Source organism: Myroides pelagicus, assembly GCF_009711055.1.
Lineage (GTDB): Bacteria > Bacteroidota > Bacteroidia > Flavobacteriales > Flavobacteriaceae > Flavobacterium > Flavobacterium pelagicum.
This window is the reverse complement of record NZ_WMJY01000001.1, coordinates 149174-162785: the sequence shown is the minus strand read 5'-3', so window position 1 is coordinate 162785 and position 13612 is coordinate 149174. Positions and strand designations below refer to the sequence as shown.

The 13612-nt window shown below is 35.7% G+C and carries 14 protein-coding genes; 11 read left to right on the top strand and 3 right to left on the bottom strand.

Translation table 11 applies throughout. The features are described from left to right. Positions 1-531: 531 nt before the first annotated feature. The 3 genes from GJV77_RS00735 (at position 532) to GJV77_RS00725 (ending at position 5505) form a co-directional block, all read left to right on the top strand. Positions 532-3369, top strand: a complete 2838-nt coding sequence (locus tag GJV77_RS00735) for a TonB-dependent receptor (protein ID WP_155034443.1) — start codon at positions 532-534, stop codon at positions 3367-3369. Positions 3370-3439: 70 nt separating this feature from the next. Continuing rightward, positions 3440-4432 carry a metallophosphoesterase gene (locus GJV77_RS00730; protein WP_155034442.1) on the top strand — a complete coding sequence of 331 codons (993 nt, stop codon included), beginning with the start codon at positions 3440-3442 and terminating at the stop codon, positions 4430-4432. Positions 4433-4437: 5 nt separating this feature from the next. Further along, positions 4438-5505 carry a phytase gene (locus GJV77_RS00725; protein WP_155034441.1) on the top strand — a complete coding sequence of 356 codons (1068 nt, stop codon included), beginning with the start codon at positions 4438-4440 and terminating at the stop codon, positions 5503-5505. 248 nt (positions 5506-5753) lie between these two features. Here GJV77_RS00725 and GJV77_RS00720 read toward each other — a convergent pair whose 3' ends face one another. The 3 genes from GJV77_RS00720 to GJV77_RS00710 form a co-directional block, all read right to left on the bottom strand. Next, positions 5754-6017, bottom strand: a complete 264-nt coding sequence (locus tag GJV77_RS00720) for a hypothetical protein (protein WP_155034440.1) — start codon at positions 6015-6017, stop codon at positions 5754-5756. 27 nt (positions 6018-6044) lie between these two features. Next, the gene (locus tag GJV77_RS00715; RefSeq protein WP_155034439.1) at positions 6045-6356 is read right to left on the bottom strand and encodes a hypothetical protein; all 312 of its coding nucleotides are present in this window, start codon (positions 6354-6356) and stop codon (positions 6045-6047) included. Positions 6357-6464: 108 nt separating this feature from the next. Further along, positions 6465-6821, bottom strand: a complete 357-nt coding sequence (locus tag GJV77_RS00710; RefSeq protein WP_155034438.1) for a saccharopine dehydrogenase NADP-binding domain-containing protein — start codon at positions 6819-6821, stop codon at positions 6465-6467. Between the two features lie 154 nt (positions 6822-6975). Between GJV77_RS00710 and GJV77_RS00705 the strand changes: the two genes are divergently transcribed. The 8 genes from GJV77_RS00705 (at position 6976) to GJV77_RS00670 (ending at position 13556) form a co-directional block, all read left to right on the top strand. Then, entirely contained in the window at positions 6976-7551 is a 576-nt protein-coding gene (locus tag GJV77_RS00705) for a Crp/Fnr family transcriptional regulator (RefSeq protein ID WP_155034437.1), read from the top strand. 70 nt (positions 7552-7621) lie between these two features. Next, positions 7622-8470 (top strand): SDR family oxidoreductase, encoded by an 849-nt coding sequence (locus GJV77_RS00700; RefSeq protein WP_155034436.1) that lies wholly within the window; start codon positions 7622-7624, stop codon positions 8468-8470. Between the two features lie 65 nt (positions 8471-8535). Further along, entirely contained in the window at positions 8536-8901 is a 366-nt protein-coding gene (locus tag GJV77_RS00695) for a hypothetical protein (protein WP_155034435.1), read from the top strand. A 504-nt stretch (positions 8902-9405) separates the two neighbouring features. Then, positions 9406-9822, top strand: a complete 417-nt coding sequence (locus tag GJV77_RS00690; protein ID WP_155034434.1) for an RrF2 family transcriptional regulator — start codon at positions 9406-9408, stop codon at positions 9820-9822. Positions 9823-9887: 65 nt separating this feature from the next. Then, complete coding sequence (locus tag GJV77_RS00685) at positions 9888-10595, top strand: phosphoadenylyl-sulfate reductase (RefSeq protein WP_155034433.1); 708 nt, start codon at positions 9888-9890, stop codon at positions 10593-10595. A gap of 16 nt (positions 10596-10611) precedes the next feature. Then, positions 10612-11514, top strand: a complete 903-nt coding sequence (gene cysD / locus GJV77_RS00680; RefSeq protein ID WP_155034432.1) for a sulfate adenylyltransferase subunit CysD — start codon at positions 10612-10614, stop codon at positions 11512-11514. Between the two features lie 16 nt (positions 11515-11530). Next, positions 11531-12766 carry a sulfate adenylyltransferase subunit 1 gene (locus GJV77_RS00675; RefSeq protein WP_155034431.1) on the top strand — a complete coding sequence of 412 codons (1236 nt, stop codon included), beginning with the start codon at positions 11531-11533 and terminating at the stop codon, positions 12764-12766. Between the two features lie 10 nt (positions 12767-12776). Beyond that, positions 12777-13556, top strand: a complete 780-nt coding sequence (locus GJV77_RS00670) for a serine O-acetyltransferase (RefSeq protein ID WP_155034430.1) — start codon at positions 12777-12779, stop codon at positions 13554-13556. Positions 13557-13612: the final 56 nt, after the last annotated feature.

The following is a 13612-nucleotide window of genomic DNA, read 5'->3' as shown; positions in this document are numbered from 1 at the left end:
TTTTTAATGTTTTTTTTTAGAGAGCACTTTAGTCTCCGTTTTGTTGGGTTGGTGTTGTTATTTTCATTTGCCTTTGGTGCAGAATACATGCAGTATTGGTGCAGAGTTCTTGCCAAGAATACCCTTCTGGGCTAGTAAACCTATAGAATACTGCACGTATTCTGCACCTTTTGGCACCAATGGGTGGGTAGTTAAGGCTTATTTTTGCGAGTATTTTGTATGTTATCTCAGTATTAAGAGTAAGACAAGACTTATTAATCATCATATTTGGTTCAGTTTGGTTAAGTACGGAGGTTTTAGGTGTTAAGATATTGTTAATGTTAATAGTTTTTGGTTTTGCTTTTATCTTTTGAAATAACGTGAGTGGTTTTTGAAAGTATTTGTTAAAATTTAATTAAGATTAAATGCAGTTGTGTTTCGATTATTAAGATTATTTGGAAATAGACTTTGTTGTATTGTTAACCCTTAGAAAACATAGCATTGCTTTAGACCTTATAAGTTTGTCAATAAATACTATATCAAACTTATATTATGAAATTAAAGTACTTATTATCTTTTTTAACTTTTTGTTTTGTTCTGACAGTACAAGCACAAAAGACGGTAAAGAAGAGTGGAATTCTATCAGGTAGAGTAATTGATCAGAATGACAATAGTTCATTGCCTGGAGCAGCAGTTTTACTAGACAATGGGAAGAAATATACCATCAGTAATCCAACGGGGTATTATGAGTTTCTGGATATTCCAGCAGGAGAGTATAGCCTAACGGTGAGCTATATCGGATATAATGCTGTGGAGCAACAAGTTGAAATCATTGCCGGAAAAAACACAGTGATTGATTTAAGACTATCGACAGATACACAGACCTTAGAGGGAATAGTGGTAATCGGCGAGCGATTAAAAGGACAGGCAAAAGCCTTAAATAGACAAATGAATAGCGCTAATATCTCTAATGTGATTTCGTCTGATCAGGTAGGGCGTTTCCCTGATTCGAATATTGGCGATGCTCTAAAACGCGTAGCTGGTATCACGATGCAAAATGATCAAGGAGAGGCTAGAAACATTGTCATTCGCGGTCTAGCACCTAGTTTGAATTCAGTGACTTTGAATGGAGATCGTATACCGTCGGCTGAAGGAGATAATAGAAATGTACAGATGGACTTAATCCCATCGGACATGATTGCCTCAATTGAAGTAAACAAAACATTGACACCTGATATGGATGCTGATGCGATTGGTGGATCAGTTGATTTGATTACGCGTGCTTCGCCTTATGGAGAGCGTATATCAGCTACTTTGGCAGGTGGGTATAACCCAATACGCGAGAAAGGCAATTATATTGGAAGCTTTGTCTATGGTAATCGATTTTTAGATTCTAAGCTAGGAGTAATTGTTAGTACTTCTTATAACAATAGTAACTTTGGTTCGGATAACGTAGAAGCGGTTTGGGATAAAGATGATTTCAACAACGTATACGTAAGTGAATACGACATCAGAAAATATGATGTACAACGTGTACGTCGCAGTTTTTCTGGAGCGTTTGACTATAAGATAAACGATAATCATACACTTTATGCTAGTGCGATGTATAACTGGAGAGATGATAGAGAAAATCGCTATAGAGTGCGCTACAGAAAGATCAAACCTACCTATGATGCTCAGGATAATATCATTGGATTTAAAGGGGATATCCGAAGAGAGACTAAGGGAGGTATCGACAATAATCGCAATAAGAATACAAGATTAGAGGATCAACGCATACAGAATTACGCCTTGGGTGGTACGCACTTATGGTCGAGTAATTTAGATATGGATTGGTCAGTGAGCTATTCTCGTGCATCAGAAGATAGACCAGGGGAGCGCTACATAGATTTTGAAAATAAGAAAGTGGCTATGAATGCCGATTTAAATGATGGAAACTATCCGCTACTGACAGCAGCAGACGACGTGCCAGAAAACTTTAAATTTAGAAAGCTAAGTGAGAATGACAACTTTACCAAAGAAAGTGAATTTGGAGCAAAGTTAAACTTTAGGGTTCCATTTTCTGTGATAGACGATCAGAAGGGACGCCTTCGCTTTGGAGGACGTTTGCGTTTGAAAGATAAGAAGAGAGATAATATCTTTTATGAATACACACCTTTAGCAGGTAATGAAATAGGAGGGTTGCATACAGTACCTAATAACTTCTATACAGGAGAAAAGTTTCAGCCAGGAAGTCAGTATGTACCAGGGTACTTTGCTACAAAAGAATACTTAGGAGGTATGGATTTAAATAATGGATTGTTGTTTGATAAACAGGCCGTTCCAGAAGAATATTTAGCTCAAAACTATAAAGCAAAAGAATCGATCTATGCAGCGTATATTCGTTGGGATCAAGATTTCACAGCTAATTTGTCAATGATACTCGGAGCTCGTATAGAGCATACGCGTATTGACTATACAGGTAATCATATTTTGGACGAGAATGATTTAATTGGAGAGGTAAACAATACTAATGATTATACTAACGTAATGCCTAGCGTTACATTCAAGTATCAAACAGATAATGATTGGATTTATAGAGCAGCTTTTACCACAGCATTAGCTAGACCGAACTACTACGCTTTAGCACCATATATCAGTGTTGTGTCTCAAGATACCGAAATAGAGGCAGGTAATCCAGACTTGAAAGCTACCTATGCCTATAACTTTGATTTAATGGCAGAAAAATACTTCCAATCAGTAGGAATGTTTTCTTTTGGAGTATTCTATAAAAACTTAAATGACTTTATCTATACTTATCGCACTGACTCTTTTACAACAGAGAATTTCGATGGACTATTTGCTAATCAAGTAAATCCTATACCAGCAGGTGAGCAGTGGAAATTCAAGCAACAACGCAATGGAGACCAAGTCAACTTATATGGATTTGAAGTTGCTTTTCAGCGTCAGTTAGATTTCTTACCAGGGAAATTCTGGAAGGGAATGGGCATATATGTTAACTATACTTATACACATACACAAGCCAAAGGAATCACCAATGGAGATGGAGAGATTAGAGAAAATATGGAGCTTCCAGGAGCAGCACCACATATGTTAAACGGATCGTTGTCTTGGGAAAATGACAAGTTCTCAGCCCGTATATCTGCTAATTATTCATCAGACTATATAGACGAATTAGGAGGAAGTGATTTTGAGGATAGTTTTTATGACAAACAGTTTTTCCTTGATGCAAATGCTTCTTATAAAGTAACAAAATACTTAAGCATCTTTGCCGAAGCTAATAACTTGACTAATCAACCGCTGAGATATTATCAAGGGGTGAGTAACCGCGTAAAACAAATGGAGTATTATCAACCAAAATTTACACTTGGAGTAAAAGTTGATTTTTAAATTAATAATCATTCAGAGCTCCAGTAATAGGCTTGGTTCTATCACTGGAGCTTGTTTTATTTAGACAATCATGAAAAAATTAGTTTGTAGTTTAATTCTTTTGCTTTCTGTCAATAGTATATTTGCACAGGCACCTTTGGTGAAGGAAAAGGAAAACGGTTATAAAGGGCAGTCGATAGAAGGCTTAGTCTATCAGCCAGAGAGTTTTAGTTTTTTAGCCATAGGTGATTTTGGTCGTGTTGGAAATTACTATCAAAAAGAAGTAGCACGCGAGTTAGGGCATGCCATGGTTAGTCTTGATGGGGAGTTTGTGGTATCTGTGGGCGATAACTTTTATCCCAATGGTGTAGCTAGTACACAAGATTATCATTGGATTTCTTCGTATGAAAGTATTTATACAGACCCGTCCCTTTATACTGATTGGTATGTAGCATTGGGAAATCACGATTATCAAGGCAACGTGCAGGCACAGATAGACTATAGTGAGATTAGTAGAAGGTGGCATATGCCTAGTCGCTATTATAGTGAGACGTTCAAACTTGACAATGGAGAAAAAGTACTGTTGGTAGTAATGGATACAAACCCATTCATTGATAGTTATCACAAAAAGAGCAAATATACAGACTTAAAAGAACAAGATACAGAAGCTCAGTTGCATTGGATAAAACAAACGCTAGGACAAGAAGATCAATCTATTCAATGGAAAATAGTAGTAGGACATCACCCCATGTATAGCGGCGGAAAGCGTAAAGAAAGCAAAGATACACAAGACTTTCAGCAAAAGTTTGCTGATCTTTTTGACCAGTATCAAGTAGATGCCTATATCTGTGGTCATGAACACGATTTGCAGATTATCAAGCCAAAAGGACGCTATACTACCCAATTCTTATCAGGATCGGCTAGTGAAGTACGCCCTTCAGGAGTGATGGAACACACAATCTTCTGGGCAGCAGAACCAGGATTCATGTCATTCTCTATTGTGGATAATCAACTGATAGTACAAGTAGTCAAAGCAACAAAAGATAGAGCAGAGGTGTTATATACCCATACAATTAAAAAATAAGATCAATGAAGTTTAGAATATATACGACAATAGCCCTAATCGCCTTGATTACTGGGTGTAAAGATAAGTTAGCTCCTGTAGCTGCGGATGCACTAAAACCGACTGTAGTAACCCAACAGACTGTTCACGATACAGATGATCCAGCTATATGGATTAATAAAACCGATCATCAAAATAGTTTAATACTAGGGACGGATAAAGAGAACGGGGGAGGTATTTATGCGTTTGATTTAAATGGTGAAATAGTCAAGAAGTACTTGGACATGGCACGTCCCAATAATATAGATGTTGTCTATGACTTCGCTTATCAAGGAGAGCTGATTGACATCGCTGTGGTTACCGAGCGAAATGCACATGCTTTGCGTATCTTTAGATTGCCAGAACTAACACCAATCGACAACGGAGGACTATTAATCTTTGAGCAAGAGACACAGAAGAAGTATAATCAACCAATGGGAGTAGCACTTTATACAGCTAAAGAAGAAGAGGGAAAGAAAGTATATGCTATCACAGGAAGAAAAGATGGCCCAAGTGAAGGTTACTTACATCAATACGAAATCAAGACAGACAAACAAGGAAAGTTGAGTTTACAGCTTTCTAGGACCTTTGGAGCGTATAGTGGTCAGAAAGAGATTGAGGCAATTGCTGTCGATAATGAGTTAGGTTATGTGTACTACTCTGATGAGACAGCAGGTGTACGTAAGTATTATGCAGATCCATCAAAAGGAAACGAAGAGTTGGCATTCTTTGCCCAAAAAGATGCTAAACGAGATCACGAAGGAATAGCAATCTATAAAAAAGATCAACAAACAGGATATATTATTGTATCTGATCAGCAGGACAACTCATTGTTGATATACCCAAGAGAAGGAATTGATCAACAGCCACATAAACATCAACTGATCGCTAAGATCCCCGTGTCGGCTATAGAGTGTGACGGATTAGAGGTGACATCGGAGAGTCTGAATAATCAATTCAACAAAGGAATGCTGGTAATGATGAGTAATGGAAAAGTATTTCAATACTACGATTGGAAGCTGATAGAGGCACAAATCGAAAAAAATAAACAATAACAAGTAAGACGGATCCTCAGAAGGATCCGTTTTTACTTGCTGGACTAGTTATATTTTACACTTTTGGACTAGAGCAATGGACTAATTCCCATCTATCTTTGTACAACAATAAAAGGTTCTCTGGCTGAGCGGTTAGGCCTAACTACGCAATAGTTAGTAGATTGGTTCGAATCCAATGGGAACCTCAAATAAAGTTTATATCTAGGTAAAGTATCCGTAGGTTGTCCAACGGTTAATTTATACTCTGTTTATTTGCTTTCAGATAAGTTAATTTTAATAGTCTGATCATACTGTTTAAGCCTATGTAAGAAAGCAGGAATATCCTGAATAAGTTGGTGAATGTGTTTGACCCCATAAACAGGAGTAGTAGTTAATAGCACAAAAGCCATTTCTATAGCGACATAAGCTGTGATATTACCTTCATTATATCCGTAAATACTGTTAGCAGAACTTTGGTTTTGCTCAGTTAATCCGGTTACTTTAACCCCAAAGACATTACTACCCAAGCTCATTTTATCCAAGATAGAAATACAGTAGTTTTATATTTTTTTATTTTTTAAAAGCTTAGTTAGTCCTATTTGGCGTGAAAAGGCAATTAACCTTGTTAGAAATCGTGAATCAAAAGCCATGCGCGTCATTACCTTTGTATTTTTAAGTGTTGCATTAAGCGTATGCTGATCCGAGAAATTAAAGGTGTAGAATAGTCGAGGCCCCATCATCTCACAGGGTTTAGGATTAGAAAAACTCTGAACGGGTCTTGATTGATTATTATGACGAACGTTGTAGGATTGATCGATATTGTCAAAAGTCCAGCGATAGGCTGCAGTTCCGTGTTTTTCACCAATCCCCAATAGAATAAATATGTCAAGTATAGTGATATCGTCATTATTGTTTATGCAGTATTGAGCTAATAGATTTGTAATGCCAGGGGCTAAGCCGATGCTAAGAGCTGCTGCAGTTTAATTGTCAATTGCTTCTTGATCCAACAGAGCCATCTGCTCAATAAATAAGTCGTTGGCAGTTATATCCAAGTACAAGACTTGCTTTTGAATACATAACTTAGCAAAGGCAGTATCTTTTTGATCAATACACATAATTACAAGCTTTGTTTTATCTAATAGCGCAATATCTGTGCAATTGGAAATATCAAGGCTATAAGCAATAGCTTTGTGATCTAATTCACTAGCAAGCGCATCTGCCTTTTGGAAGTTGCGACCAGCAATTATTACTTTGTGAGCAAAGGCGGCCGTAAGGTGTTTGCTGATGATACGGCCTACTTTGTCATAGCCTCCGATTATTAGTATATTATCTTTCATATCATTTACTTTAAGATAGCAAAAGTCAAGATAAATAGAGGTAGAACAGTTATATCATTAGAAATCTTTCTTACATCATTTCTAATTTTGAATAGCTTAAAAAATTTTTTTCATGTCTAGGTAGAATAATTTATCTTTAACTAAAGAAGTGATTATGTTAGATTTATTAATAGATTATATAGCCAACTATACACCGCTGACTGCAAAAGAGAAAGATTACTTAATAGACCATGTAGACATTAGAACATTTGATAAACACGCTGTTATTTTTCAAGAAGGTGAAGTTGCTACAGATATTTACTTTGTCTTACAAGGGTGTGTTCGTCTGTTTTATAATGTGGAAGGAAATGAAAAGACCGCATTCTTTTACTCAGAAGGACAGTTTATTTGTGCAGGTGATAGTTATACCTTTCACCGACCAGCAAAAGAGAATTACGAAGCTTTAGAAAACACAACGCTGTGTGTCTTTTCTCCAAACACCATTGATTTATTAATGGAATACTCTTCTACTTTTGAAAATATTGCGCGTATAGCCGTTGAGAATGAATTGTTGACCGCACAGCGAATAATATCATCGTTTGTAACCCAGACTGCCGCACAGCGCTATGTTGACCTAATTAACCATCAAAAGGAGCTATTTCAGAGAGTGCCACAGCACTATATAGCTACTTTTTTAGGGGTATCACCTGAAACTTTGAGTAGAATTCGTTCTAGGTTAATGAAAAAGTGAATTATTGACGTTTGTCAAGGAAATTAAATATTAACGTTTCTACCTTTGATTCAATTAAAAAAGGCAAATTATGCAAAACAAAAGAGTATTGGTAGCTGGAGCAACAGGATATTTAGGAAGCTGTATCTTGAAAGAACTTAAAAATAGAGGGTATTGGGTACGTGTGCTTATACGCAGAGAACAACAACGAGAAAAAGTCATAGAAGCGGATGAAGTTTTCGTAGGAGAAATTACAGAAATTGACACCCTACAAGGTATAACAGACTCAATAGACTGGGTGTTTTCTACGGTAGGAATAACAAGGCAAAAAGATGGATTGACCTATATGGACGTAGATTATCAAGGTAATATAAATCTACTAAATCAAGCACTTCACACAGGTGTTGAACGATTTTTGTATGTATCCTCTTTAAATGGAGATAAATTAAAATCACTAAAAATCTTTCAGGCAAAAGAAGGTTTTGTCGATCAGTTAAAAGCTTCTGGGATAGACTATAGAGTCATACGTCCAAATGGATTCTTTTCTGATATGCTCGATTTTTTAAATATGGCCAGAAAAGGACGTGTTTACTTATTTGGAAAAGGGGATAAGAAACTAAATCCTATTGCAGGAGAGGATTTAGCTAAGGTCTGCGTAGATAAAATGCTAGGAGAGGAAAGCGAATCTAATGTAGGAGGGCCTGATGTATTTTCTCAATACGAAATAGCAGAATTAGCATTACAAGCACTTGGAAAAAGGGGGGAAATAGTCTGTTTGCCAGACTTTATTAGAGTTTTAATTATTAAAGTCTTACGCTTGTTTACTAGCTCAAAAGTATATGGACCCTTTGAGTTCTTTCTTACAGCTATGGCAAACGATAACGTAGCACCTTCTTATGGGGAGCAGCACTTGAAGCACTTTTTTAATACAAAAGCCTAAAAACTTAATGCACTAGTTAATCACTTGATAGGAATTGTACTTAGTTAAGTTTGAAGAAAAATATTATGAGAAACTTACTAGTTGTACTGTTTGCTTTACAAGCAGTATTTGCATTTGGCCAAAAGGCTTCAAACAACTTAATTGGGACTTTTAAAAATAAGTCCTTTTGGATTTTAACCAATACTTTAGAGTTCGATGGAAAAGGAAAAGTGAATGTTAATGGAAAAGCCAAACATGAATTCTTTGAAAGAAATGACACTATATTTATTTTACAAGACAATAACCCAATGTATTTAATAAAACAAGGTAAAAATCAACTAAAAGGGTTTAGTAAAAACATTAAAAGATCAACATTTAATAGTACATCAGATAGCTTTGAATATGGCAAAATGTCAAAGGAAATGAACAAGATGAGAAAGCAAAAGAATTAAATGACACAGGACTTAAAGAAGGCTGTAGAGTTTGTGAATCAAATGCAGCATCGTATTAATTCTTTAAAAAATAAGTAATAAAAGCCACTTGAAATCAAGTGGCTTTTATTTTTATTATCTATTTAAGAGGCTTTCCTTATAAGAATTATTGTTATTCTATTTCATATTTTGTAGACTATTAAAGAGGGTGATACAAGTGTTGTGTTAATATTTTTATTAAAGAATGTTTTTATTAAAAGTATGTAATTCAGTTGTTTGTGTTTTTTAATTGTGATTTATTTAAAAAAATATTGTTTTTTTATTGTCAAACCGAATATTATTTATTTCATTTGTACAAGATTTAAAAATCACAAAATGAGACAGAATAGTTTAGATATGTGTATGTGTCAATGCTTTTTTAAGAAAGAGTAAGGATATCGCATAGCTATATTTGAATATAAAATATAAACGAAAGACTCCTTATTCATAAATAAGGAGTCTTTTTTTTTATGCAAAGAGAATTATATGTTATCAAAACGATGTAAATATGCTTTAAAAGCAATGGTTTGCCTAGCTAGAGTATATAAACAAGGGCAACTAACGATTGCCAGTATTGCAGAACAAGAGAATATTCCTAAGAAATTCTTAGAACAAATATTGTTAGAACTCAAGAGAGTTAAATTAGTCAATAGCAAGAAAGGAGTAGCAGGGGGATATTATTTAATAAAAGATCCTAATGAAGTATCAGTGGCGGATTTGTACAGAATATTTGATGGGCCAATCGCATTAACGCCATGTGTCTCATTAAATTACTATGAACCTTGTGATGATTGCGTAGATGAAGAGACTTGTTATTTGAGAAATCAGCTTATCGAGATAAGAGATAAAACAAGAAAGAGTATGTCAGAGGCAACTTTACAACGCTTTATAGACAACGATTAATTTTTTTAGTCTAAAGACTACTAAAATGATAGATATTATAGATATTAGAAAATTGTATATATAAAATGACTTTAGAAGACGAATTTAACAAACTGATTAAGAGCGATATATCTGGTTTGGCTTTTGGGGATCAATTAGCATATTTAAAGACTTACTTTCCGTCGATATGTTTCTCCACAAGCTTTAGTTATGAAGATCAGGTCATCACTCATTTACTAAAGGAGCATAGTGAGGTAACAGTTTTTACATTAGACACTGGTAGGCTGTTTGATCAAACGTATGATACTTGGAATCTAACCTTAGCTAAATATGGTTTACCTATTAAGGCTTATTATCCTGATACGATAGGTATTGAAAACTTTATCAATGAACATGGACCTGATTGTTTTTATCAATCAGTGGAGCTGCGCAAGAAATGTTGTTGGCTAAGAAAGGTAGCGCCTTTAAAGCGAGCCTTAATTGGCAAACAAGTTTGGATTACAGGACTAAGAGCAGAGCATTCTACCAATCGGCAATCAATGAGACAGTTTGAATGGGATGAAGATAATCAGATTATTAAGTTTCATCCATTGCTTAATTGGACTAGTACAATGGTGGAGGAGTTTATCAAAGACAATAATATTCCTTTTAATCCTTTGCATAAGCAAGGTTATGTAAGTATAGGGTGCAGTCCATGTACTCGTGCGATTAAGTCCGGTGAAGATTTTAGGGCTGGTAGATGGTGGTGGGAAGATGCCTCAAAGAAGGAATGTGGGTTACATTTAAAACAATAGAAAGAAATATATAAGTATGAAAGAAAGTAATTATTTAGAAACCCTAGAACAGGAAGCAATCTATATTTTAAGAGAAACAGCTGCACAGTTTGAAAAGCCTGCTTTACTATTTTCTGGAGGTAAAGATTCTATTGTCTTGGTTCACTTAGCGCTCAAGGCATTTAGACCAGGCAAGTTTCCTTTTCCTTTAGTACATATAGATACAGGTCACAACTTTCCAGAAGCATTAGCTTTTCGAGATAAACTTGTGAGTGAGATAGGGGAAGAGTTAATCGTCGGGCATGTGACTGACAGTATCAAAAAATATAATCTTAAAGAAACACAAGGAAGGTTCCCTTCACGAAATGCACTACAAGCATATACTTTATTGGATACAATTGAATCTCATGGATTTGATGCTTGTATTGGTGGAGCTAGGAGAGATGAAGAAAAAGCTAGAGCCAAGGAGCGTATCTTTTCTTTAAGAGATGACTTCGGTCAATGGGATCCTAAACTTCAGCGTCCTGAGTTATGGGATATTTATAATGGTAGAATGCAACAAGGACATAATACGCGAGTATTTCCGATTAGTAACTGGACAGAACTAGATATCTGGAATTATATCAAAGCAAATAATATAGAATTACCTGGCTTGTACTTTGCCCACGAACGTGAGTGTATAGAGTATAATGATAAGTTGATTGCACTATCATCATTTACACCAGCTACTCTTGGTGATAACGTTATCAAGACACAAGTTCGCTATCGTACAGTAGGTGATATGACTTGTACGGCTGCTGTTGCTTCTTCTGCTGTTACCATTGATGATATTATAGAAGATATTAAGCAATCTCGCATAAGTGAGAGAGGTCAGACTAGGTTAGATGATCTGCTGTCTGAAGCTGCAATGGAAGACAGAAAAAAGAAAGGATATTTTTAATTGTAAAGAAAACGAAATGAATACATTAAAATTTATTACCGCAGGAAACGTAGATGATGGAAAGAGTACTTTAATTGGACGATTACTCTATGATTCAAATAGTATTTCTACGGATCATCTAGGGGTATTGGCAAGCACCAATGAAATTGGACAGGAGACTATAGACTTAGCTCTTATTACAGATGGACTTAGAGCAGAGAGAGAACAGGGGATTACGATTGACGTAGCGTATAAATACTTCGCCACTGAACGCCGCAAGTTTATTATAGCTGATGCACCCGGACACCAACAATATACTAGAAATATGGTTACTGCTGCTTCAGTATCTGATTTAATCATCATTCTTATTGATGCGAGAAAAGGAATTACTGAGCAGACTAAGCGACATGCTGCTGTGGCTTCACTTATGGGGATTAAAAAAGTAATTGTGGCTATTAATAAGATGGATCTAATAGGGTACGATGTTGCGGTATATGAGGAGATCAAACGAGGGTTTGAAGGATTAAATAAGCAATTCAACTTTTCAGAGTTAATCTATATTCCAATTAGTGCATTAAACGGTGATAATATAGTAAGTCTTTCATCGAATACCCATTGGTATAAGGGCAAGCCATTATTAGAAGTTTTAGAAACAGTTGAAGTTGACACGCAACTTGAAAACAATGCTCGCTTTCAAGTACAATGGGTTATACGTCCACAGACTAAAGGGTATTTAGATTACAGAGGCTATGCTGGTGCTGTATTAAGTGGAGATTTTAATCTCGGAGATCACGTCAGAATATTACCTAGTAATATTAGTGCTCAAATTATTGGTATAGAAAAGAATCTTCAGTCAGTAGATAAGGCAGTAGCGGGTGAAAATGTGGTCTTGCACTTTGATGCTGATATTGATATTAGCCGTGGAGATACAATCTTTTTAGATATTGAAGATGCACCTATTACAGGCAATCAGCTTAATTCTTGGATTAGCTGGTTAGACAATCAAGCACTTCAATTGGGGAAGACTTATATTTTACAACATCGCTTCCACAGTGTTCGTGTTAAGATTAAATCAATCAATAAGAAATGGGATGTCAATACCTTGGAGTTTTTACCAGCACAGGAGTTGCAGCTCAATGATATTGCTCAGATTAGTTTACAGACAAACCAACCTTTACACTATGATGCCTTTGCAACGAATTCAAAAACAGGTAACGCTATTCTTATTGATGAAACTTCCTATGATACTGTAGGTGCTTTAATGTTTTTATAATAATAAACTTATGCGTGATCACATTTACAATCAGACTATTATCAATCGCGTACCTGAGGTAGATAAAATAGAGTGTTGGCTTAGCGATCTGTATAAATGGATGTTTGTCAATTCGGACTGTCGTCCTATCTCTTCTTTTTTTGATCAAGAGAAACAGCTATACCAAGAGTTAGAGCATATTCTTATCACACTAAGCAGTAAAGAGCAGATTAGAGGAAAAGTTCTTCGCTTTTTTAGTCAGATAGAAGAGCTGTATATCGCATTAGAATTAGATATTAGAGCATATCTAACGGGAGACTTTCCATTTCAAACCAAAGTAGCTGTTATCGCTCAGTCTTCAGGATTCTTTGCCACTTTTATTTATCGTGTAGCCGTTCTACTTCAAAGTATTGATACTCCAGAGATGAGTTACGTCGCTTGTTCTTATGCAAAGAGACAAACAGGTATTGAGATAGCTCCTTTAGCCAAAATAGGAGAGAGTTTTACAATAGATAGTGGCTTTGGTGTGGTCATCAGTCAAACCGTACAGATTGCAAATCATGTTCGCCTTGCTAATGGAGTTGTTTTAGGATTAAGCCATCATTTAGAAACGGAGTCTATTCTTGTCGATGACCATGTGTCTATTAAGGCTAATTCTATTATAGGAGGTGATCATATTCATATCGGTAAGCACTGTATTGTCGAACAAGGGTGTATTGTAAGTGAATCTATTAAAGCGAATAATGTAGTATCTGTCAATCAAATCAAGAAACTTAAAAAGAACAAAAAACCATTAATTATAAAACAATGAAACTAAACAATACAAATCCGGCAACAAATACCATTGTCCCATACAATACGCACTTA

Bases quoted from the DNA above. Each gene is read 5' to 3' on its own strand.
- GJV77_RS00720 (WP_155034440.1), bottom strand. From the start codon at position 6,017: ATGAGCTTGGGTAGTAATGTCTTTGGGGTTAAAGTAACCGGATTAACT.
- GJV77_RS00710 (WP_155034438.1), bottom strand. From the start codon at position 6,821: ATGAAAGATAATATACTAATAATCGGAGGCTATGACAAAGTAGGCCGT.
- GJV77_RS00670 (WP_155034430.1), top strand. From the start codon at position 12,777: ATGCGTGATCACATTTACAATCAGACTATTATCAATCGCGTACCTGAG.
- cysD (WP_155034432.1), top strand. From the start codon at position 10,612: ATGAAAGAAAGTAATTATTTAGAAACCCTAGAACAGGAAGCAATCTAT.
- GJV77_RS00735 (WP_155034443.1), top strand. From the start codon at position 532: ATGAAATTAAAGTACTTATTATCTTTTTTAACTTTTTGTTTTGTTCTG.
- GJV77_RS00690 (WP_155034434.1), top strand. From the start codon at position 9,406: ATGTTATCAAAACGATGTAAATATGCTTTAAAAGCAATGGTTTGCCTA.
- GJV77_RS00730 (WP_155034442.1), top strand. From the start codon at position 3,440: ATGAAAAAATTAGTTTGTAGTTTAATTCTTTTGCTTTCTGTCAATAGT.
- GJV77_RS00685 (WP_155034433.1), top strand. From the start codon at position 9,888: ATGACTTTAGAAGACGAATTTAACAAACTGATTAAGAGCGATATATCT.
- GJV77_RS00725 (WP_155034441.1), top strand. From the start codon at position 4,438: ATGAAGTTTAGAATATATACGACAATAGCCCTAATCGCCTTGATTACT.
- GJV77_RS00675 (WP_155034431.1), top strand. From the start codon at position 11,531: ATGAATACATTAAAATTTATTACCGCAGGAAACGTAGATGATGGAAAG.
- GJV77_RS00705 (WP_155034437.1), top strand. From the start codon at position 6,976: ATGTTAGATTTATTAATAGATTATATAGCCAACTATACACCGCTGACT.
- GJV77_RS00700 (WP_155034436.1), top strand. From the start codon at position 7,622: ATGCAAAACAAAAGAGTATTGGTAGCTGGAGCAACAGGATATTTAGGA.
- GJV77_RS00695 (WP_155034435.1), top strand. From the start codon at position 8,536: ATGAGAAACTTACTAGTTGTACTGTTTGCTTTACAAGCAGTATTTGCA.